Source organism: Arcobacter acticola, assembly GCF_013177675.1.
GTDB lineage: Bacteria > Campylobacterota > Campylobacteria > Campylobacterales > Arcobacteraceae > Aliarcobacter > Aliarcobacter acticola.
Map to the genome: position 1 here is coordinate 2,860,264 of NZ_CP042652.1, position 22,231 is coordinate 2,882,494.

The following is a 22,231-nucleotide window of genomic DNA, read 5'->3' on the forward strand; positions in this document are numbered from 1 at the left end:
TTTTATTTTTATATTACAGCATCTACCTCAAAGTGAAAATAATCTTCAATTTTACTTGAAGTAAAATCAACATAATCTTTTGAAATTATTTCGTAATTTAAAGGAATAATTTCATTTGCTAAACTAATTTTTTTATAATCTAAATCTAAAAGATGAGTAAATTTATTTGTTAACTCTTTTACTGTTATTGAAGTATCAAAGTTATTTGGATCAAATGGAATTTTTGTTTTATTTTTCATATAAATTGCCTTAAAGGTTTTTATACTCTATACACAAATCATTCCATTTAAAATCTATTTTTCTACCAAATCATATAAAGCTTGAATTTCTTGTGCCCAAATTTCTTCATTTATAGTTTCTAATACAAGTGGAATATCATCCATTCTATCATCATTCATAATAAATTTAAAAGCATCCCAACCGATTTTCCCAACGCCAAGAGAATCGTGTCTATCAACCCTACTTCCTAAATCTGGCTTTGAGTCATTGATATGCATTCCCATAAGATATTGACGACCTACTATTTGATCAAACTCATTCCAAGTTTTATCATAAGCTTCTCTTGTTCTTATATCATAACCTGCTGTAAACATATGACAAGTATCAATACAAACACCAACTCTACTTTTATCTTCAATTTTATCAATAATATAAGCTAGATGTTCAAATTTATATCCAAGGTTACTTCCTTGACCTGCTGTGTTTTCAATTACAAGTTTTATATCTTTTGTTGCATCTATTGCTTTATTCATTGAAACAGCGATATTATCTAAACACTCTTCTTCACTTATTTTTCTAAGATGGCTTCCTGGATGAAAATTTAATCTATCAAGTTTTAATATTTCACATCTTTTTATCTCATGAATAAAACCATTAAGTGATTTTTCTCTAGCTTCGATTTCTGGATGCCCTAAATTTATCAAATAAGAATCATGGGGCAAAATATGTTTTGCAGCAATACCACATTTTTCCATTTCTAAAAACCATTTATCTAATGTTTTTGTATCAAAATCTTTTGCTGCCCATTGTCTTTGATTCTTTACAAAAAGTGCAAAAGCTTTTGCACCAATTGCACTTGCATTAATTGGTGCATTATAAACTCCACCACTTGCACTTACATGTGCTCCTACATATTTCATTATATAATCCTATTAATTTTTATTCTAATTATCATTTTACTTAAATAGTCTGTAGTTAATTTTAAAAGTGACAATAAAGTGTCATTTATTAACATATTTAATTTATATTAAAAAACATACTTGATTTTTAGTTTTATTATCAAAATGTGTTATACAATTATATTGTAAATTTAAACTTGCTACAGAAGAGCTATAAATTTTGAGTAAAATTCTCACTAAGAATAAGTTAATAGATTTCGAAAATAGAAAACATAGTAAATTTACAGACAAAATTGTACGTAGACAAAGGATCAAAATATATGGAAAAAGTTGTAATTATCGGTGGTGGATACTCAGGAATTTATGCATTACAAGAATTAGTTAAAAATAAAAATATTAAAATCACACTGATAGATAAACACACTTTTCATAATTTACAGCCTGAAGTTTACGATTTAATCGCGAACAAATCAAATATTGCTGATGTTACTATTGATTTAACTACATTATGTATGGGAATGAATCATCCATATTTAGAATACAAAAACCTAAAAGTTAGAAAAATAGATAAAGAAGCAAAAAAAATCTATACAGAAGAACAAGAGATTGTAGAATTTGACTATTTAGTTATGGCAGCAGGAACAAGAACTTTCTTTCCTCCTCAAATTCCAGGACTTAATAATGCTCACGATATTAAAAAACTTCATTGGGCAATGTTTTTTAAACAAAGTTTTGAAAATCAACTTTTCAAAAAAATCCAATTTGAAGCAAAACAATGTGATGACACACATATAGTTGTTGTTGGAGCTGGTTTATCAGGAGTTGAAATTGCTGCTGAAATGGCATATAACTCTAAAATGTTCTTCAAAAGAGGTAACTTTTCTTGCGACAATCTAAAAATTTCACTTGTAAGTAGTTCTGATACTATTCTTCCAGGACTTACTCCACAGTTAATTAGTATGTCACATGAAAGATTAAAATCTTTAGGAATTAATGTAATTACAAATACAAAACTACTAAAGTGTAATGAAGACAACTTGGAGTTATCAAACGGAACAAAAATTCATCACTCATTTATTATCTTTACAGGTGGTATTGAAGCTTCACCAATTACGTCACAATTAGATGTTGATAAAAATGGTAGAGGTCAAATATTAGTAAATGAGTATCTTCAAACAAATAAATATCCAAATATATTTGCTATTGGAGATATTGCCGAAATCAAAAACAAAAAAGGCGAAATAATGCCTCCAAATGTTACAGTTGCACGAATTAGTGGAACATGTGCTGGTAAGAATATTTTAGCAATGATAAAAAATAAAAAAATGACACCTTGTGATCCAAAACTAGAAGGTATCTTAATCGCACTTGGTGGGAAATATGCAGCTGGAAATTTATATGGATTGGTTCATGTAAAAGGAAGAATAGCATACGAAATCAAAAAGTATGTATTTAGTTCATATAGAAAACCACTTTTACAGCTTATAAAAGCGGGTTATAAAAAACTTAAAAAGCTTTAATCTAAAGCTATATTAAAAAAGATTAGTAAATTACTAATCTCTTTTAATTTTTATCAAAATCTCGTTGTCTTTATCTCTATGCGTTATCTCTTTTCCATTTCTTTCAAATAACTCTTTTAAGAAATTATCAGGATAAGTTGAAGATAGATTTTCTTTATTAAATGTTTTTAAATCTTGACATTTAAAAGTGCTTCTACAAACTTTATCTTCATAGATTTTCATATCTAATATTGCCGTTCCTGCTGTAAAAATCTGAACTTGTGTATAATCTTTGAACTTGTAAATAAATCCCTTATCATAAAACTTCATTTGAGGTGTTTTAATTAATATTGTTGCACTTGAAGTATCTTGAGGTTGTATTTCTTTTGTTGCACATCCTACAAATAAAAATGCAAAGATGATAAAAATTGCTAAATTTCTGATGACTAATCCTTTGTTGTGAAAACTTTTACTATAATTATAGCAAATTATATAATTAAAGGTTTTATATTGTTAGTACATATTTGTTGCGCAGTTGATAGTCACTATTTTTTAGAAAGAATACAAGAAGAATTTCCCGAAGAAAAGTTAGTAGGTTATTTTTATGACCCTAACATTCATCCATATAGTGAATATAGACTTAGATATTTAGATGTGGAGTACTCATGCAAAAAATTGGGTATTCCTTTGATTGAAGGTGCTTATAACCTAGAAGAATGGTTAAAAAAAGTTAAAGGAATGGAGCATTTACCTGAAAAAGGTGATAGATGTACAGTTTGTTATGATGATAGACTTGATACAACTGTTCAAAAAGCCCAAGAATTAGGTCATAATAAATTTACAACTACTCTTTTAATTTCACCTAAAAAATCTCAAGAAAAACTTGAAAAGATTGGTAATAACCTATCTTCATTAACAGGTTTAGAGTTTATTTATAGAGACTACAAAGCTGGAAATGGTGCTGAAATTCAAGGTCAGAAAGTAAAAGAGAACTCACTTTATAGACAAAATTATTGTGGTTGTTTATTTGGTTTAAGTGCCCAGAGAGTTGCTCAAGATAAGATTATGGATGAAATGTTTAATCCTATTTCAAATCAAATTTTACCTGAGTCTATTGAAGAAAGACTTGAGCTTTATAAAAGAAGAAATGAATTAGAAGAGGAAGGTGCAAACTATAAAATCATCAAACAAAGATTTCTAAATTATAGACTAATGAGCGCTAAAGTAATTGTTGCAAAACAAATTGTTCCATCTTATATTTTATGTTATTCAACTATAAATAGAAATAAAACAAACGGAAGAATTGAGTATGAGAAAGATGGAATCAACTATTTAAATAGAGATGAAGTTAAAATCATTGATATTACAACATTTAATCTATTTGCAGATACTTCATATAAAAATGTAAAAGAGCTTATGTATTCTCCTTTGAGTTTTCAAAAAGAGTTAGAAATCAGAAATCTTATTATAAAAAATCCTTACGATTTAAGTGCATTAATTGTTCTTGATGAAATAAAAAATGAAAAATATGAGATAGAAATAAACGCTGAAACTTATGAAGATATAAAAGAAGAAATTATATGAAACTTTTAGTTTGCGCCATGGAGGCTTCATCAAATATTCACTTAAAAGAGTTAAAAAAATATTTAAGTGATGATGTTGAACTTTATGGTGTTTTTGATAAAGAGTTGGGAAATCCTCTTTATGATTTAACTTCTTTGGCAATTATGGGTTTTGTTGATGCTTTAAAAAAGTTAAGATTTTTTTTTAAACTAAGAGATGAGTTCGTAAAACTTGCAGCTTCTTGCGATAAAGTTTTACTAATGGATAGTTCAGGATTTAATCTACCACTTGCAAAAAAATTAAGAGAAACTTATCCAGATAAAGAGATTATATATTATATTTTACCTCAAGCTTGGGCTTGGAAAAAAGGAAGAGTTGCAAAGCTAGAGAAGTATTGTTCTAAACTTTGCTCAATAATTCCTTTTGAAGGTGAAATGTATAGTGATAAAAATAAACTTACTTATGTGGGACACCCTCTTTTAGACGAAATAAAAGAGTTTAAACAAGAACTATCAAATACAAATAAAATAGCTTTTATGCCAGGAAGTAGGAAAACAGAAATCACAAATCTTATGCCAATTTTTAGAGAATTGATAAATAAAATACCAAATAAAGAGTACGTTTTAATAATTCCTGCAAAATTTGATGATGCTTATATTAAAAAAATATATGGTGATATTTCAGAGTTTACAATTTCTAAAAATACACATGAAGCGCTTATTGATTCTGAATATGCATTTATTTGTTCAGGAACGGCTACTTTAGAAGCTGCACTTATTGGAACTCCTTTTACACTTTCTTATATTGCTAAGAGATTTGATTTTTTTATAGGAAAATTATTTGTAAAATTAAATTACATTGGACTTGCAAATATATTTTTTGAAAAAATGGGGAAATCAGCTCTTCATAGTGAATTTTTACAAGAAAATGTGACTGTAGATAATCTACTAAATGATTATAATAATTTGGATAAAAAATCATTTTTTAACAATTCTAAATTACTAAGAGACTATCTAAAGAATGGAAGTTCACAAAATGTTGCAAAGATAATTCAAAACTAATTTTTTTTTGGATATAATATTTGTCATTCAATAAAAAAATCAGGAAATTATATGTTAGATATTATGCAAATTCAAGAAATTCTTCCTCACAGATACCCACTACTTTTAGTAGATAGAATCACAGAAATGGAACTTAAACAGTCTATTAAGGGTTTTAAAAATGTATCAATCTCAGAACCAGCATTTCAAGGTCACTTTCCAGGTCATCCTATTTATCCAGGTGTTTTAATACTAGAAGGTATGGCTCAAGCAGGTGGTGTATTGGCGCTTAAGAGTTCAGATTTAACTGACGAAGAAATGAAAAACAAAGTTATCTATTTTATGAGTATTGATAAGGCTAAATTTAGAACTCCTGTAAGACCAGGGGATAGATTAGACTATGAATTAGAAGTAATCAAAATGAAAAGCTCTCTTATGGTTTTAAAAGGTCAAGCATTTGTAGATGGAAAAGTATGTGCAGAAGCAGAATTTAAAGCTATGATTGTTGACAAGTAAGAATAGTAGGAAAATATGAATAATATTCACAATACAGCAATAATTGAAGAAGGTGCACAATTAGGTGATAATATCACTATTGGTGCTTTTACAATTATTGGAAAAGATGTAAAAATAGGTGATGGCACAATTGTTGATTCTCATACTTTAATAACAGGTAAAACAACAATTGGAAAAAACAATCATATTTTTTCACACGCATCAATCGGTTCAATTCCTCAAGATTTAAAATTCAATGGAGAAGATGTTGAACTTATTATTGGTGACAATAATAAAATAAGAGAATACACACTATTTAATCCAGGAACAATTGGTGGTGGATCTGTTACAAGAATTGGTGACAACAACTTATTTATGGGATATACTCACGTTGCTCATGATGTAATAATTGGTAACCATTGTATTTTTGCAAATGGTGCAACACTTGCAGGACATGTTGAATGTGATGACTACGTTGTAGTTGGTGGATTAACACCTATTCATCAATTCTGTAAATTAGGAACTCAAGTAATGGTAGGTGGTGCATCAGCTGTTGCCCAAGATATTCCTCCATTTTGTTTAGCAGAAGGGAATAAAGCAGTGTTAAGAGGATTAAACTTAACAGGGCTTAGAAGAAGATTTGAAAATAGAGCTGATATAGATGCAATTAAACATGCATATAAAGAATTATTCGAATCAGGAAGACCTCTACAAGAAGTAGCGAGTGAGCTACTTGAAACAGATGAAAATAAATATGTAAAAGAATTAGCTAGTTTTGTATTAAATACAAAAAGAGGTATTCCTTTTAATAGAAAATAAGATAGGTAGAAAATGAGTAAGATTATATGTGATTTTTGCGGTGCAACTGATAGCAGAGACAATCCTGTAATTGCAGGAGATAATGCTTGTATTTGTAAATCTTGTGTAACAGCAGCAAGTGAAATTATGAATGGAAACGTTGAAAATATTAACGATCAAACAAAAGTAAATCCTGTTGAAGAAAAAGAGATTAAAATCAAAACTCCAGGTGAACTAAAAGCTATATTAGATGAGTATATAATTGGACAAGATAGAGCTAAAAAAGTTCTTTCTGTTGCTGTTTATAATCATTATAAAAGAATTTTTAGACACAATGAAATTGATGATGATACAGAGTTAAATAAATCAAATGTTTTATTAATAGGACCAACAGGTTCTGGAAAAACTCTATTAGCACAAACGATTTCAAAATATCTTGATGTTCCATTAGCAATTGCAGATGCTACATCTTTAACAGAAGCTGGATATGTTGGTGATGATGTTGAGAATGTTGTAACAAGACTTGTTCAAGCAGCTGATGGTGATATCAAAAAAGCTGAGCGTGGAATTATCTTTATTGACGAAGTTGATAAAGTTGCACGTATGAGTGAAAATAGATCTATTACTAGAGATGTTTCAGGAGAAGGAGTTCAACAAGCTTTATTAAAAATTGTTGAAGGTTCTGTTGTAAATGTTCCACCAAAAGGTGGAAGAAAACACCCAGGTCAAGATGCACTACAAGTTGATACTACAAATATTTTATTTATTTGTGGTGGAGCATTTGATGGTTTAGAAGATATTATCAAGAAAAAAGAAGGTGCAAATGTACTTGGATTTAATCAAGATAAAAAAGGTAAAAATGACCACGATAAAGTATTATCAAAAGTTGAAGCAGATGATTTAGTAAAATATGGTTTAATTCCAGAATTAATTGGAAGACTTCATATGGTTGCTACATTAAATGAAATTACTGAAGATGATATGGTTCATATTTTAACTGAGCCTAAAAATGCTTTGATAAAACAATATATTAAACTTTTTGAAATGGATGATGTAAAATTAGAGTTCGAAAAAGATGCATTAAAAGAGTTAGCAAGATTAGCAATTGTTAGAAAAACAGGAGCTAGAGGATTAAGATCTATTTTAGAAGATATTATGTTAGATATTATGTTTGATCTTCCAAAATACAAAAATAAAACTATTACAATTTCAAAAGAAGTTGTTCTTAAAACTAAAGAACCAAAAGTAGCATAAAAAGGATATAAAAGTGTTTTTAGATAAATTAATAGGTCTCTTTTCAAATGATATGGCAATTGACTTGGGAACAGCAAATACAATTGTTTCAGTAAGAGGAAAAGGTATCATTATAAATGAGCCTTCTGTTGTTGCTGTTCAAAAAGACAGAAATGGTAGAGATAGAATTTTAGCTGTTGGTCAAGAAGCTAAACAAATGATTGGGAAAACTCCTTTAAATATTCAAGCTGTTCGTCCTATGCAAGATGGTGTTATTGCCGATTTTGAAATGACAGAAAGAATGATTAGATATTTTATTGAAAAAGCACATTCTAGAAAATCTTTTATACGTCCAAGAATTATTATTTGTATTCCTTATGGTATTACTCAAGTTGAGAAAAAAGCCGTTGAAGAATCAGCAATGAGCGCAGGAGCTAGAGAAGTTTATCTAGTAGAAGAACCAATGGCAGCTGCAATTGGTGCTGGAATTCCTGTATCTGATCCAGCTGGTTATGTTGTTGTTGATATTGGTGGTGGTACAACTGAAATTGGTGTTACTTCACTTGGCGGATTAGTTCTTTGTAAATCAATAAAAGTTGCAGGTGATAAATTTGATAAATCAATTATCGAACATGTAAGACAAAACTTCAATTTATTTATTGGTGAAAGAACTGCTGAAAATATCAAAATTGAAATTGGAACTGCTGTTAAACTAGAAACTGAACTTAAAATGAAAGTAAAAGGAAGAGATAATTCTGGATTACTTTCAACTATTGAATTAGGAAGTGAAGGTGTTAGAATTGCAATAAAAGAACCTCTAAAAGAGATTGTTTCTGCAATTAAAAGTGTATTAGAAAATATGCCTCCTGACTTAGCAAGTGATATTGTTGATAATGGTGTTATTATTACAGGTGGTGGTGCTTTAATCAGAGGACTAGACACTTACCTAGCAGATATTATAAAACTACCTGTTAGAATTGCTGATGAACCTTTATTATCAGTTGCATACGGAACAAGCCAAGTTCTAGATCAAGAAGAGTTACTTAAACTAATAACTAATGCGTAAATTCATCTTTGTACTACTATTTATAATAGCTAGTTTATCTTACCTCTTTGAGGTAGATGAACTACTAGTAAAAAAATTCTCTTTTTTTAATGATATTAAAGTATCTTATATCAATAAAGTAATAAGTATTTCAAGTAGTGTAGAAAAACATTTTGATCAAGCAAAAAAAATAGAAGAATTAACTATTGAGAATAATGAATTAAAAGAGTACAAAATACTATACAATGGTGCACAAAAACAATTAAATGCTGTAAAAGAATTTTTAGTAAATGTTGATTTAAACCAATCAAAACCTAAAATTGAACTAGTAAAAGTTTTATCTTATGTAAATTTTAATGATTTTACAAAAGTTTGGTTAGATAAAATTCCTGAAGATGACACTATTTTAGGACTAATAACAGAAAACTATGCAGCAGGTATTTTAGTAAATAAAAATGGAAGATCAGTTGGTTTATTAAATGGAAATAAAGATTCTTCATATGCTACTTTTATTGGAGAAGAAAAAGCTCCTGGAATAATCACTGCATCCACAAGTGAAGAAGAGCTTCTAATCAAATATATCCCTATTTGGGCTGAGATAAAAAAAGGTGATGAAGTTATAACATCAGGTATGGATAACATCTTTTTTGAAGGTTTAAAAGTAGGAAGAATTATGGAAGTTACAAGTTTACCTGATATGAAAATAGCTACAGTAAAACCATATGTAAATGTATTAAAAAAGAAATATTTTTATGTTTATAAAAATGTAAATCAAGAAGTTAAAACTATTGAAAAAGTTGAAGTAACAGAAAAAAAAGAAGCTACAGAAAAAAAGCCATTAACTAAATGATTTCAGATTAGAAAACTAAGCTAAAATCTTACATATTCTAAAACTATTAATTAAAACTTATTTTAATATCTTGCCATTATAGCATCTACCACATCCCATGACATATCTTCTTTTTTATTTCCACCTTTAAACATATTATAAATATATCTTGCAAACATATCTGTTTCAAGATTTACTTTAGTTCCTATTTTATATCTACAAAATAGTGTATTTTTTACAGTATGAGGAATAATAGTAAGTCTAAAAGAATCTTTTAAAACTTCATTAACAGTAAGTGAAACACCATCTATGGTTATACTTCCTTTTGGAATAACATATTTTAAATACTCAGCTGGTAATGACACATAAAAATCTGTAGAGTTCCCATTTTGTTTAATAGATTTTATAGTTCCTAAACAATCAACATGTCCTTGAACTATATGTCCTTCAAATCTATCTCCCATCATCATAGCAGGTTCCATATGAACCTCATCTTTATAGTTTTCCATTGCAAGGATATTTTGAGATTCAGGTGACAACTCAACAGTAAAAGTATCTTTTGAAGTTTTTACAACTGTTAAACATGCTCCATTTATTGCAATAGAATCTCCAATTTTTGGATTATATTTTGCTTTTAATGTTAAATAATTGTTTTGAAAACTAACAACTTTTCCCATCTCTCTTATAAGTCCTGTAAACACTTAAAAAACCTTTTGATAAAATTTAGGTATAATATCTAAAAAATGTTAAGAAGCTAATTTTAACTACTTTTAATAAATTTCTTAGATAAGTGGAAGAAAACATTTATCTAAGAAATTTCCCAAATATAAAATCACGAAAAAAATATATAAGGAATAATATGGATTATGATGTAATCGTTGTTGGTGGTGGTCATGCAGGTATTGAAGCATCATTAGCAAGTGCTAGAATGGGTAAAAAGACCCTTCTAATTACTATGTTAGTAGAACAAATAGGAGCAGCCAGCTGTAATCCAGCAGTTGGTGGTCTTGCTAAAGGTCATTTAGTTCGAGAACTAGATGCAATTGGTGGAGAAATGGGACTTTGCACAGATGCAACAGGTATTCAATTTAGAATACTAAATGCTTCAAAAGGTGCAGCAGTTCAAGGAAGCAGAGCTCAAATTGATATGGATAAATATAGAGCGTATATGAGAAAAGTTTGTCATAATACTCCTAATTTAGAAGTATATCAAGATGAAGTATCTTCTCTTTTAGTAAAAAATGGAAATGAAGTTTATGGTGTAAAAACTAAACTAACAGAAGAATTCACTTCACATAAGGTAATTATTACTACAGGTACTTTTATGAGAGGACTTATTCATATTGGTGAAAATAGATATGATGCAGGACGAGCTTGGGAATTACCATCAAGTACATTATCAATTCAATTAAAAGAATTAGGATTAAATGTTGGAAGATTAAAAACAGGAACACCTGCTAGAATTGATGCAAACTCTATTGATTTTTCAGTAATGGATATGCATGGTGGAGATGTTAATCCAAGTCCATTTTCATTTAGAACTGATAAATCAAAATTCGCACCCGTTCAGTATCCATGTTATATCACATATACAAATTTAAAAACTCATGAAAAGATTTCATCTAATTTCTTTAGAGCACCACTTTTTACAGGTCAAATTGAAGGACTAGGACCAAGATATTGTCCAAGTATTGAAGATAAAGTAAATAGATTTGCAGAACGTGATAGACACCAATTATTTTTAGAACCACAAACTGCTATGGGAAGTGAATATTATATAAATGGATTAAGTACATCTTTACCTATTGATGTTCAAAAAGATATGATTCATTCAATCGCAGGTCTTGAAAATGCTAAAATTATTAGATATGGATATGCTATTGAATATGATTATGTAGATCCTACAGAATTAAAACATACATTAGAAACTAAAAAAATAAAAAACCTTTATAATGCAGGTCAAATAAATGCAACAACAGGTTATGAAGAAGCAGCGTCTCAAGGATTAATGGCAGGGATTAATGCAGCTCTTGCAATTGATGGTAAAGAGCCATTTATTTTAAGACGAGATGAAGCATATATTGGGGTTCTAATAGATGATTTAGTTACTAAAGGAACAAATGAACCATATAGAATGTTCACATCACGTGCTGAGTATAGACTTCTTTTAAGAGAAGAAAATGCTGATTTAAGATTATCGCAATATGGTCATAAATTAGGACTTATTTCTGATGAAGTTTTAGCAAAAGTTGAAAATAAAAGAAAAGTTTTAGACGAAGCAATTGAATTTATGGCAGGAGAATGGCTAACTTCTAAAAAAGAGACTTTAGAATTACTTGAATCAATTGGTGAAGAAAAAATTAATGATAAAGTTTTACTTATAGATTTAATTGGAAGAAATACAATTGATGGACCTAAATTTGATAAATTAGTTCCTTCTTTAGCAAACGTTGATGACTATTTAAAAGAACAGATTATTATTGAAGCTAAGTATTATAGATATATTCAAAAACAACAAAAACAAATTGAAAAAATGAAAAAAATGTTAAAAGCAGCTATTCCTGAGAACTTCTCATTTAAAGGTTTAGCTGGATTATCAAATGAAGTAATTGAAAAACTAGAAAAACATAGACCTCCAACACTATTTAATGCAAGTTTGATATCAGGAATTACACCTGCTGCACTTGATATTATTCATTTAAATATAAATATTAGAAACCAAAACATCTAATATTTTTAATACTTATTTTAAAAAAAGGACATTCTAAATGTCCTTTTTTTATTATCCTCATCCACCAAAAACTCTTAATTAAGTAAATAGATAAAATCAGCTATAATAAGCATAAAAAAGAGATATTATGGCAAATAGATTTAGAGAGAAATTAGCAGAGAAAAGATCTAAAAAAGGTTATAAGGAAATAGCTTCTAAAAATAGATTATTGCAACTATTAGGTGAGATACCAGATCATAGAAAAGGTCAAGGTAAACTTCATAAATTGGAACATATTTTGTTTTTGTCAGTTATTGCACAATTAATGGGAGCAGTTAATTATAAAGAGATATGGGTATGGATTACAAAGCATATTCAAGATGATAAAATTAAAAAACTTTTAGGTGTAGAGTTTATAAAAACACCAGGAAGAAGTGCTATTGCAGAGATTTTAGCTGAAGTTAATTATCTAGAGTTAGAAAAAGTTTTTAGAATATGGATAAATGAATTGGTTGATACTTCTAATTTACCACAATTAGCTGTTGATGGTAAAGTTATGAATGGTAGTAGTGTAAATGCAAAACAATCAACACAAGTACTAAATGCAGTATTAGCAAATAGTGGAATAATATTAGCTCATAAAAAATTGTAGAAAAATCAAATGAAGTACCCGCATTAAGAGAACTTATTGATGAATTAGATGATAGCTTTATATATACCTTTGATGCTATGAATAGTAAAAAAAACACTTGATAAAATTGAAAAGACAAATGATAATAAGTATTATTCTAAATTAAAAGGAAATCAAAAAAAGCTTTTGCAAAAAGCTATTAAAATATCCGATACACAAATACCTACAGATATCTATATATCTTCGTTAAAACAAGAAAGTAAATATCTTGTTCAAAGAAAAGTGTCTACTTTTACAAATGATAGTTGCTTTTACCATAATGGAATGACACATATAAAAACTATAATTAAAATTGATAAAACAATATACTCAAATAATAAAAAAACAGGTGAGATAAAAGAAATAGTAACAACATCATTTGCAATTGCAAACTTTAAAAATAGTGCAGAATTTTTCCATAATCTTCAACTCAATCATTGGAAAGTGGAGACAATGCACTTTTATAAAGATAAATCACTTTATGAAGATTTACATACTGCAAATATAAATCCAATGACTATGACAATATTAAGAAGCTTTGTTATAAATATTCTACACCTAAATAAAGTTAAATCTATCAAAAATCAGTTATTAGAAAACAGATGGGATTTAGATACTACTTTAGGATTATTATTAAAAATTTGTTTTTAGTGGATTGGAGTATTTTTTTATCTCTAAAAATTAACCAAAAGTGAATTATTATTTATAAATGCTATAATAAAAGCTATTTAATAATTTATCAAATACTACAAAAGGTTATATATGAATTATGTTTACAAAAGAATTTATCTATTAATACTTCTTGTTGGTATATTAAGTAGTTTAATCTTTGGTTACCATACATATACTAACAATCTAGAAAAAGAACAAATTCAATTTAACTCCCTTACAAAAAAAGTTATCCAACAAATCAATAATAGAATGGCTACATATAGAGAAATCCTATACAGTGGAGTGAGCTTCTTCGAAGCTTCACATCATGTTTCAAGAGATGAGTGGCATATTTTTGTAAATAAACTTCAATTAAAAGAACTTTTCCCTGGAATTCAAGGATTAGGTTATAGTTTAGTTTTAAGAGAAAATGAATTAGAAAAAAATATGCAAGACATCCAAGCAGAAGGATTCCCTAATTATAAAATAAAACCAGAAGGAAAAAGAGACTTATATACATCAATAATCTATCTTGAACCCTTTGATCAAAGAAACCAAAGAGCGTTTGGTTACGATATGTTTTCTGAAGAAAATCGTCGTAATGCCATGAGTAGATCTATAGAATTAGGATTACCTTCCTTATCTAATAAAGTAAGATTAGTTCAAGAAAATGGAAAAGATGAACAATCTGGTTTTTTATTATATACGCCTCACTATAAGAAAAATTATCCTTTAGAAAATAAAGAACAAAGATATGAAGCTATTGAAGGTTTTGTTTATGCAGTTTTTCGTACAAAAGATTTTATTCATGGAGCAGTTGGTGACTCTCTTGAAATGCTTGATATAAAAATGTATGATGGAAAAGAAAAAAATGAAAACTCACTTTTACTAAATTCAAATACCAAAACAGAAGAAAATAAAACATTTAATAAAACTGTTCAAGTAGAACTTGATGGTCATATTTGGACATTTGAAATTACTGCAAAAGATTCATTTTTAGACAATCAACAAAATATATATTCATTGATTTTTACTTTATTAGGTTTTGCAATTACTTTTTTAATAGCATTACTTGTAAAAAGACAAGGTGAAATTGAAGTTCTAAAAGATGATGCATTATTAAATGTATCCCAAGGAGTAATGGTTACAAACAGCTATAAAGAAATTATTTATGCAAATAAGGCATTTGAAAAACTAACTGGTTATAAAAGAGAATCAATATACGGACAAAAACCTAACTTTTTACAAGGTAAAGATACGGACATAGAATCTATTGTTTTTATAAAAGAAAATCTTAAAAAACTAATTCCTTTTGAATGTGAACTTTTAAATTATAGAAAAGATGGCACAACATTTTGGAACCGTTTATCAGTAACTCCTATTTTAGATGAAAAGAATAATATCAAAAGATATATTGGTATTCAAAATGATATTACTGAGAAAAAGATTTTAGAAAAAGATATGCTTTTTGAGAAAAAACTTATTGAAAATATTTTAAATAATACAAATGCTATTATCGCACTAATTGATATGAAAGGTGTAATGATAAAACTCAATGAATATGGAAAAAAATTTGTAGGACATACTCAAGAAGAGATATCAGCAGAACCATATTTTTGGAAAAAATTTATTCCAGAAGATATGAGAGAAAAAGTTGCAAACATTATTAAAGAAGCAAAAAAAATAATTTAACAGAGAAAAAGAAGAATTCTTGGATATCAAGCTCTGGTGAAGAAAAAATATTTGAATGGTCAAATCAATTAATAAAAGATTCAAATGGCACACCTGAATATATAATTACTGTTGGAATTGATGTAACAAATGATGTTATTGCCCAAGAAGAATATAAAAAATATCAAAAACAATTAGAATTATCAGCACAAATATCAGGTTTAGCATTTTGGGAATTAAATCTTAAAACAAATATTTTTACGTTTAATGATTTATTTTTTACTTTCTTAAATACAAATGTAGAAAAAGAAGGTGGATATTTAATGACAGTAGAAGAATATTTACAAAGATTTATTCTTCAAGAAGACCAAGAAATCATACGTAATGAAATAAAAACAGCCTTAACAAAAAGTAAAGAATATCAAGAGAGTATTGAGCATGACATAAAAAGAAGAGATGGAGAAATACTTAAAGTTTTGGTTAATTATTTTGTTGCTTATGATATATATGGGAATCCAGATAAAATATATGGTACAAAATATAATCTCACAAAACAAAAAGAAAAAGAAAAGATTCTAATAGAAGCAAAACAAAAAGCACAAGATTTGTTATATGAACAAAATACTCTTTTATCTTTATTTGATAAGGGTGATTCAGTATTATTTAAATGGAAAAATAATGAACATTGGGATATAGAATATGTTTCAAATAGTGTAGAAAAACTACTTGCTTATAGTATTACAGATTTCACATCAGAAAAAATAAAATATATATCTTGTATACATCAAGATGACAAAGCAACTCTAATAGAAGAAGTTAAAGATGCAGAAAATGAAAATAAAGATTTCTTTACACACAAACCATATAGAATAATCACAAAAGATAATAAAATAAAATGGGTATTAGATTACACTGTAACTCAAAAAGATAGAAATGGAAATATAATATATTTCATAGGTTATATTATAGATATAACAGAACAAAAAGAGTTAGAAGAAAATTTAATCAAAGCAAAAGAACAAGCAGAAAATGCTTCAAAAGCAAAAAGTGAATTTCTTGCAAATATGTCACATGAAATCAGAACACCACTAAATGGTATTATTGGTCTTACTAATCTTTTATTAGAAACACAATTAACAGATATCCAAAAAAATTATCTTACAAAATCAATTGTATCATCGGAAGCGTTATTACATGTAATCAATGACATACTAGATTATTCAAAAATTGAAGCTAATAAAATTGAATTAGAACATATTGCATTTGAATTGGACAAAATGCTACATCAAGTTTCTAACTTATTTATATATGAAGCTCAAAATAAAGGTATTGATTTAGATTGTACTATTGATCCTGCTATTCATAACAACTTAATAGGAGACCCTTTTAGAATCAATCAAATTCTTATTAATTTAGTAGGAAATGCACTTAAATTCACATCTCAAGGGTATGTTAATATAAATGTAAAACTAGAAGAGATAAATAATAATACTATGAAATTAAACTTCAATATAAAAGATACAGGTATTGGTATATCAAAAGAAAAGCAAAATAAATTATTTCAAGATTTTTCTCAAGTAGATACTTCTAATACTAGAAAATATGGAGGAAGCGGATTAGGACTGGTTATCTCTCAAAAATTAGCAAATCTAATGGGTGGTGGAATTACGGTAGAAAGTATTGAAGATGAGGGAAGTACTTTTAGTTTTACTTCTATTGTTGAATATAAAGAACAAGATTATAAATTTTTATCACAAGATTTAAAAAATAAACTAGTATTGCTAGTAAATAATCATGAAGAAATCAGACAAAATATCGAGAAAACATTAGAAATGTTCTCTTTAAAAACTATTTCTTGTAATGATGCAGAATCCGCGTTAAAAATTTTAGAGCAAAAAAGTGTTGATTATATCATTACAGAATGGGAACTTCCAGAAGAAGATGGAATCAAGTTTGCAAAAAATGTTGATTCAATTTATCATGAAAAAGACATAAAAACTGTTATTATAAGCTCATTTAATAAAAAAGATAAGCTAATAAGTGCAGCAAAAAAATCAGGAATACCAATAAGTAAACTTCTAGTAAAGCCTTTTAGTTCATATTCATTACTTGATATTTTAGTTGATAATAGTGATATAAAATTAGAAGAAAAGCAATCTAGTGAAAAACTTTCTGCAACAGGAAAAGCATTATTAGTCGAAGATAATGAAATAAATCAACTAGTAGCAAAACAAAACTTAGAAAATTTTGGATTAGAAGTTCATACAGCAATTAATGGAGCAATTGCAGTAGAAAAAGTAAAAAAAGAGCATTTTGATATTATCTTTATGGATTTGCAAATGCCTATTATGGATGGATTTGAAGCAAGTCGAAGAATAAGAAAGTTTAATTTAGATATTCCAATTATTGCATCAAGTGCAGCTGTTATGAAAGAAGATTTAAAAATGACACAAGAAGCTGGTATGAATGAGCATCTAGCTAAACCTATTGATATTGAAAAATTAAAAAATGTTCTTATTAAATATTTAGAAACAAGTGTAAAAGAAGTTGCAAATATTGAAAATGAAATCATTAGTGAAGAATTAGAAGTTTCTATTGATGGAGTAAGTATGGAAGACCTTTTTCATAGATTAAATAATAATAAAGAGCTTTCATACAAAATGTTAATGAATTTTGCAAATGATAAAAAAGATATCCTAAATGAACTTGATTCTTTAAATATAGAATCAGACGAATTTAACTCTTTAATGCATAATCTAAAAGGCCTAAGTGGGAACTTATCTCTTACTGATGTATATAAATATAGTAGTGAAATTTATACAAGTGATAATATAGAAAATAAAATAGCACTTTTACCTAAATTAAAAGAGAGTTTAACTATTGTTATAGAATCAATAAATGAAAAAGCATCTTCAAAAGTTGTGAAAAAAGAAAATATTAACAATTTTTCAAAAGATGAAATATTAAAAGAGATTAAAGAATTAAGCCATGATATTGAAAAAGGTGCCTTCATTACTCAAAATAGAAAAGATTTAATTCTAGACCAAGTTACACAAGTAACCAATGAAGAAATAGCAAAAAAACTAGATAGTTATCTATCAAATTTTGATTATGATAACACGCAAATCATTCTAGAAAAAATTATAGGAGAATTATCTTGAATAAAAAAGTAGTTTTAATTGTTGATGATGAGCCTGCAAATATTAACCTTGTAGCAGAAATTTTACACAATCTTTATGAAATAAGAATAGCAACCAATGGAATGATGGCGTTAGGTATGATAGAAAAAGCAAAACCAAATTTAATTTTACTTGATATAAATATGCCACAAATGAATGGTTATGAAGTTGCAGCTAAATTAAAATCATCTAAAGAAACAACAAGTATTCCATTTATATTTTTAACTGCAAAAAGTGATGCACAAAGTATTGTTGAAGGATTTAAACATGGAGCTGTCGATTATATATCAAAACCATTTTCAAAAGAAGAACTTTTAGCAAGAGTTGAAACCCATTTAAAATTATACATGCTTCAAGATTCTCTTAATGAAAAAGTAAATGAATTGTCAAATTATCTTGAAATAATGGATCAAAATATAAATTTTTCTACAACGGATTTAAAGGGTGTAATAACAAAAGTTTCTAGTGCTTTTTGCAAAGTTTGTGGATATACAAAAGAAGAACTCATTTCTAAAACTCATAATATTGTAAGACATGAAGATATGCCAAAAGAGATTTATGATGATTTATGGAAAACAATAAGCCAAGACCTTGTTTGGAAAGGTGAACTTAAAAATAAAAAGAAAGATGGTACATCTTATTGGGTTGAAATAACTATTTATCCAGAGTTTGATAGAAAAAATGGTAAAAAAATAGGTTATAGCTCCATTAGACATGATATTTCAGATAAAAAAAGAATTGAAGAAATTTCAATACATGATGAACTAACAAATCTTTATAATAGACGTCATTTTAATAAGGTATTACATGATGAACTTAATCGTGCAAAAAGAGATAAAAAACTACTCTCATTTATGATGATTGATGTGGATAATTTTAAACTTTACAACGATAATTATGGACATCAAGAAGGTGATAGTGTTTTATTTGAAATTGCAAAAGTATTAAATAATTATTGTAAAAGAGCTGGAGATTTTGCCTTTAGATTAGGAGGGGAAGAGTTTGGGATTTTATTCTCTGAATTAACAGAAGAAGAATCCAAAACTTATGCCAATGCCATAAGAAAAGCAGTGGAAGATTTGAAAATTCCACATGAAAAGAATTCTATTTCTTCTTTCGTGACTATTTCAGTTGGTTTATTATCAATTAGCCCTAAAGAAAAAATAACAGAAGATGAAATATATAAAAAAGCAGATAATTTATTATATAAAGCAAAAGAATCTGGTAGAAATAGAGTTTGTGCTCAAGAATAAAATACTTAAACTTAAATCTAAAATTTGCTTTAATTAAGTATGTTATATAATCTTTTTTAAAATAATATTCAACTATGTGAAATTTATTATCAATTTTTATTGAATATTATCTAAAAATAAAAAAAGAGGATTTATATGCAAATTTATTTATACGCAAAAAGTGGACATACAATTGGTCTTGAAGCCACAAAAAGATGTGCTGCGATTGCAAATTTTTTAAAAGAGTTTGACCCAATTTTATGTACTAGTGATTTTAGAGCAGGAGCATTTGCAAAAGATTTATTAGGTGTTAGAAGATATGTGAATATTGATGTTGTAAGAAATTTACACAATATTATGCAAAAAAGAGATATCTTAATTTATGATACTCCTGAAGCAAATGATGATATGAAAAAAGATATGAAAGAATTTTGTACTTTACTTTATGGAATAGACAGTGAAATTGAAGGAATTGTTGTTGATACTTCAATTTATACAAAACAAGAAAATCCAAAACTTGAAAAAACTATTTTCTTTGGAGATGATGATTATTATAATATCTTTTTAGCTTTGGTTGAAAAGTCAGGAGAATTTGATATTAATCTTTTAATGGGACATTATTTCTTCTTAGGTAATGAAAAAATATTTGATAAGCATTTTGCAAATGTAATTGATGAAGAAGAGTATGTGGAAACAATAAAAGATTCAAAATATCTTTTAACAGCTTCACTCCAAACAGCTCTTGAGTCATTAGCTTGTGGAAATAAACCTGTTTTATTTAAAAGAGAAGATAAAATTTATGATGAGAAATTAATTGAAAAATTAAACCTTCCTGTTATTGAAGCGAATGATTTAAAAGATTTATTAGAAAAATTTGATACTAGTATAAATGAGTATCCAATAATAAGTAATTTTAATATTATTAGTCTTGAAAATATTAAAGAAGAAATAAAAGAAAAAATTGATTTATACAATAAATTAACCAGATAATAGTGTTTTAACTATTTTTAATATATAAGTATAGATTATATTTGTTTATGCAAATCATAAGGATAGTTTATATAAAATTAGAAAAAATAAACAAAGGTTTTATAAATGACAAAATCAAATGAATTTTTAAGTAAAACTCCTTATCGTCTAAAAAGATACGTAGGGTATGTTATTGCAACAGTTGTTGCATTGTCTCTACCTTTTATCAGAATTGATGGGAACCATATGTTTTTATTATCTTTTGATAAAAAACAATTACACCTTTTAGGTACAGCATTTGATATGCAAGAGTTATATTTAATGCCATTTTTATTGATGCTTTTATTTTTAGGAATATTTGCAGCTACTTCACTTGGAGGTAGAGCTTGGTGTGGATGGGCCTGTCCTCAAACAATTTTTAGGGTAATTTATAGAGATTTAATTGAAACAAAATTATTAGGTCTTAGAAGAATTAAAAATAAACAAAAAGAGCCTGATTTAAGTAAAGCTGAAAATAAAACAAAAAAAGTAATTGGTATTCTTATTTGGACTTGCTTAGCATTAATAGCAGCTGCAGATTTTTTATGGTATTTCGTTCCTCCTGAAGATTTCTTTGCTTATTTACAAGATCCACTTGAGCATCTTTTTTTAATTGGATTCGTTTTAGCAATTGCTGCATTTTTAGTTTATGATGTAATTTTTCTAAAAGAAGATTTCTGCATTTATATTTGCCCTTATTCAAGAGTTCAATCAGTTTTATATGACAATGATACATTCCAAGCTATTTATTCAACAAATAGAGGCGGAGATATTTACAATGATAATAAAGAAAAAATAATTTTTAAAGCAAAAGACTTACCACTAGATACAAATGAATGTACTACATGTGAAGCATGTGTAACTGTTTGTCCTACTCATATTGATATTAGAAAAGGTTTACAACTTGAGTGTATTAACTGTCTAGAATGTGTTGATGCATGTACTACAGTTATGGGAAAACTTGGCAAACCATCCCTTGTTCAATGGTCAAGTACAAATGCAATTAAAAATGATATTCCAACTAAAATGCTAAGAAAATCAACTATTATGTATTCTGTTGCACTTTTACTTGTTGTTGCACTTTTATTTGTAATGGGTGGAGAAAAAGAGTATATGCTATTAAACATTAATAAAACTACTCAACTATATAAAGTAAAAGAAGATAATGTTGTTGCAAATAATTATGTATTATTATTCCAAAATACAGAGTCAAAACCTTTAACATATAATTTAGAAATAACTGATAACCCAGATATTAAAATTACAAGATTTGAACCATTTACTTTAAGTCCAGGTAAACTTGCAAAAAAAGTTGTAATTCTTGAAACTGATAAAGTTTTAGTAAATGATAAATCAAAAGATACACCAATTACAGTGACTCTTAAAGCTTATGCACAAGAAGACCCTGAAAAAGTTGTTGTGTTTAGAAAAGCAGTATTTATCTATCCAAGAGCAGATAAACTAAAATAACTTCATATGGGATAAGAGCT

Annotated in this window: 20 protein-coding genes; 16 read left to right on the top strand and 4 right to left on the bottom strand. The window is 27.4% G+C overall.

All coding sequences use genetic code 11. The features are described 5' to 3' along the window. Positions 1 to 8: 8 nt before the first annotated feature. On the bottom strand, positions 9 to 239 hold the full coding sequence (locus AACT_RS14615; RefSeq protein ID WP_172128124.1) for a hypothetical protein: 231 nt from the start codon (positions 237 to 239) through the stop codon (positions 9 to 11). A gap of 54 nt (positions 240 to 293) precedes the next feature. Further along, positions 294 to 1,139, bottom strand: a complete 846-nt coding sequence (gene nfo / locus AACT_RS14620) for a deoxyribonuclease IV (protein ID WP_172128126.1) — start codon at positions 1,137 to 1,139, stop codon at positions 294 to 296. Positions 1,140 to 1,438: 299 nt separating this feature from the next. Here nfo and AACT_RS14625 point away from each other — a divergent pair, with 299 nt between their 5' ends. Beyond that, positions 1,439 to 2,638 (top strand): NAD(P)/FAD-dependent oxidoreductase, encoded by a 1,200-nt coding sequence (locus AACT_RS14625; protein WP_172128128.1) that lies wholly within the window; start codon positions 1,439 to 1,441, stop codon positions 2,636 to 2,638. Positions 2,639 to 2,671: 33 nt separating this feature from the next. Here AACT_RS14625 and AACT_RS14630 read toward each other — a convergent pair whose 3' ends face one another. Continuing rightward, positions 2,672 to 2,947 carry a hypothetical protein gene (locus tag AACT_RS14630; RefSeq protein ID WP_172128130.1) on the bottom strand — a complete coding sequence of 92 codons (276 nt, stop codon included), beginning with the start codon at positions 2,945 to 2,947 and terminating at the stop codon, positions 2,672 to 2,674. A gap of 180 nt (positions 2,948 to 3,127) precedes the next feature. Here AACT_RS14630 and AACT_RS14635 point away from each other — a divergent pair, with 180 nt between their 5' ends. Genes AACT_RS14635 through mreC form a run of 7 tightly spaced genes read left to right on the top strand, consistent with a single transcriptional unit; the run spans position 3,128 to position 9,641 of the window. Continuing rightward, complete coding sequence (locus AACT_RS14635; protein ID WP_172128132.1) at positions 3,128 to 4,201, top strand: epoxyqueuosine reductase QueH; 1,074 nt, start codon at positions 3,128 to 3,130, stop codon at positions 4,199 to 4,201. After that, on the top strand, positions 4,198 to 5,241 hold the full coding sequence (lpxB, locus tag AACT_RS14640) for a lipid-A-disaccharide synthase (RefSeq protein ID WP_172128134.1): 1,044 nt from the start codon (positions 4,198 to 4,200) through the stop codon (positions 5,239 to 5,241). The genes AACT_RS14635 and lpxB overlap by 4 nt, the downstream gene beginning before the upstream one ends. 51 nt (positions 5,242 to 5,292) lie before the next feature. After that, positions 5,293 to 5,736 (top strand): 3-hydroxyacyl-ACP dehydratase FabZ, encoded by a 444-nt coding sequence (fabZ, locus tag AACT_RS14645; protein ID WP_172128136.1) that lies wholly within the window; start codon positions 5,293 to 5,295, stop codon positions 5,734 to 5,736. 15 nt (positions 5,737 to 5,751) lie between these two features. Further along, a complete protein-coding gene (gene lpxA, locus AACT_RS14650) occupies positions 5,752 to 6,534 on the top strand; it encodes an acyl-ACP--UDP-N-acetylglucosamine O-acyltransferase (RefSeq protein ID WP_172128138.1) in 783 nt (260 codons plus the stop codon). A 12-nt stretch (positions 6,535 to 6,546) separates the two neighbouring features. Then, on the top strand, positions 6,547 to 7,767 hold the full coding sequence (gene clpX, locus AACT_RS14655; protein ID WP_172128140.1) for an ATP-dependent Clp protease ATP-binding subunit ClpX: 1,221 nt from the start codon (positions 6,547 to 6,549) through the stop codon (positions 7,765 to 7,767). A gap of 13 nt (positions 7,768 to 7,780) precedes the next feature. Beyond that, entirely contained in the window at positions 7,781 to 8,812 is a 1,032-nt protein-coding gene (locus AACT_RS14660) for a rod shape-determining protein (protein ID WP_172128142.1), read from the top strand. After that, entirely contained in the window at positions 8,805 to 9,641 is an 837-nt protein-coding gene (gene mreC, locus AACT_RS14665; protein ID WP_172128144.1) for a rod shape-determining protein MreC, read from the top strand. The genes AACT_RS14660 and mreC overlap by 8 nt, the downstream gene beginning before the upstream one ends. Positions 9,642 to 9,703: 62 nt before the next feature. Here mreC and ribE read toward each other — a convergent pair whose 3' ends face one another. Beyond that, positions 9,704 to 10,321, bottom strand: coding sequence for a riboflavin synthase (gene ribE / locus AACT_RS14670; protein WP_172128146.1), 618 nt, complete (start codon positions 10,319 to 10,321; stop codon positions 9,704 to 9,706). A gap of 158 nt (positions 10,322 to 10,479) precedes the next feature. On the opposite strand from ribE, the gene mnmG reads away from it, so the two are divergent. The 8 genes from mnmG to ccoG all read left to right on the top strand — a co-directional run bounded on the left by mnmG (position 10,480) and on the right by ccoG (position 22,211). Continuing rightward, positions 10,480 to 12,351: a tRNA uridine-5-carboxymethylaminomethyl(34) synthesis enzyme MnmG gene (gene mnmG / locus AACT_RS14675; RefSeq protein ID WP_172128148.1), complete on the top strand. Its 1,872-nt coding sequence runs from the start codon at positions 10,480 to 10,482 to the stop codon at positions 12,349 to 12,351. A gap of 127 nt (positions 12,352 to 12,478) precedes the next feature. Next, positions 12,479 to 12,982 carry a transposase family protein gene (locus AACT_RS14680; RefSeq protein WP_172128150.1) on the top strand — a complete coding sequence of 168 codons (504 nt, stop codon included), beginning with the start codon at positions 12,479 to 12,481 and terminating at the stop codon, positions 12,980 to 12,982. A 165-nt stretch (positions 12,983 to 13,147) separates the two neighbouring features. Then, positions 13,148 to 13,651 carry a hypothetical protein gene (locus tag AACT_RS14685; RefSeq protein WP_172124437.1) on the top strand — a complete coding sequence of 168 codons (504 nt, stop codon included), beginning with the start codon at positions 13,148 to 13,150 and terminating at the stop codon, positions 13,649 to 13,651. A 111-nt stretch (positions 13,652 to 13,762) separates the two neighbouring features. Further along, on the top strand, positions 13,763 to 15,343 hold the full coding sequence (locus tag AACT_RS14690; RefSeq protein ID WP_172128152.1) for a CHASE domain-containing protein: 1,581 nt from the start codon (positions 13,763 to 13,765) through the stop codon (positions 15,341 to 15,343). Positions 15,344 to 15,645: 302 nt separating this feature from the next. Next, a complete protein-coding gene (locus AACT_RS14695; RefSeq protein ID WP_172128154.1) occupies positions 15,646 to 18,483 on the top strand; it encodes a PAS domain-containing hybrid sensor histidine kinase/response regulator in 2,838 nt (945 codons plus the stop codon). Further along, the gene (locus tag AACT_RS14700; protein WP_172128156.1) at positions 18,480 to 19,754 is read left to right on the top strand and encodes a diguanylate cyclase domain-containing protein; all 1,275 of its coding nucleotides are present in this window, start codon (positions 18,480 to 18,482) and stop codon (positions 19,752 to 19,754) included. The genes AACT_RS14695 and AACT_RS14700 overlap by 4 nt, the downstream gene beginning before the upstream one ends. Positions 19,755 to 19,889: 135 nt before the next feature. Next, a complete protein-coding gene (locus tag AACT_RS14705) occupies positions 19,890 to 20,723 on the top strand; it encodes a hypothetical protein (RefSeq protein ID WP_172128158.1) in 834 nt (277 codons plus the stop codon). Positions 20,724 to 20,828: 105 nt separating this feature from the next. Further along, entirely contained in the window at positions 20,829 to 22,211 is a 1,383-nt protein-coding gene (ccoG, locus tag AACT_RS14710; RefSeq protein WP_172128160.1) for a cytochrome c oxidase accessory protein CcoG, read from the top strand. Positions 22,212 to 22,231: the final 20 nt, after the last annotated feature.

What these genes read in the sequence shown, in the direction of transcription:
- AACT_RS14615 (WP_172128124.1), bottom strand. Translation starts at nt 239, where the DNA reads ATGAAAAATAAAACAAAAATTCCATTTGATCCAAATAACTTTGATACT.
- nfo (WP_172128126.1), bottom strand. Translation starts at nt 1,139, where the DNA reads ATGAAATATGTAGGAGCACATGTAAGTGCAAGTGGTGGAGTTTATAAT.
- AACT_RS14625 (WP_172128128.1), top strand. Translation starts at nt 1,439, where the DNA reads ATGGAAAAAGTTGTAATTATCGGTGGTGGATACTCAGGAATTTATGCA.
- AACT_RS14630 (WP_172128130.1), bottom strand. Translation starts at nt 2,947, where the DNA reads ATGAAGTTTTATGATAAGGGATTTATTTACAAGTTCAAAGATTATACA.
- lpxB (WP_172128134.1), top strand. Translation starts at nt 4,198, where the DNA reads ATGAAACTTTTAGTTTGCGCCATGGAGGCTTCATCAAATATTCACTTA.
- fabZ (WP_172128136.1), top strand. Translation starts at nt 5,293, where the DNA reads ATGTTAGATATTATGCAAATTCAAGAAATTCTTCCTCACAGATACCCA.
- lpxA (WP_172128138.1), top strand. Translation starts at nt 5,752, where the DNA reads ATGAATAATATTCACAATACAGCAATAATTGAAGAAGGTGCACAATTA.
- clpX (WP_172128140.1), top strand. Translation starts at nt 6,547, where the DNA reads ATGAGTAAGATTATATGTGATTTTTGCGGTGCAACTGATAGCAGAGAC.
- mreC (WP_172128144.1), top strand. Translation starts at nt 8,805, where the DNA reads ATGCGTAAATTCATCTTTGTACTACTATTTATAATAGCTAGTTTATCT.
- mnmG (WP_172128148.1), top strand. Translation starts at nt 10,480, where the DNA reads ATGGATTATGATGTAATCGTTGTTGGTGGTGGTCATGCAGGTATTGAA.
- AACT_RS14680 (WP_172128150.1), top strand. Translation starts at nt 12,479, where the DNA reads ATGGCAAATAGATTTAGAGAGAAATTAGCAGAGAAAAGATCTAAAAAA.
- AACT_RS14690 (WP_172128152.1), top strand. Translation starts at nt 13,763, where the DNA reads ATGAATTATGTTTACAAAAGAATTTATCTATTAATACTTCTTGTTGGT.
- AACT_RS14695 (WP_172128154.1), top strand. Translation starts at nt 15,646, where the DNA reads ATGACAGTAGAAGAATATTTACAAAGATTTATTCTTCAAGAAGACCAA.
- AACT_RS14705 (WP_172128158.1), top strand. Translation starts at nt 19,890, where the DNA reads ATGCAAATTTATTTATACGCAAAAAGTGGACATACAATTGGTCTTGAA.
- ccoG (WP_172128160.1), top strand. Translation starts at nt 20,829, where the DNA reads ATGACAAAATCAAATGAATTTTTAAGTAAAACTCCTTATCGTCTAAAA.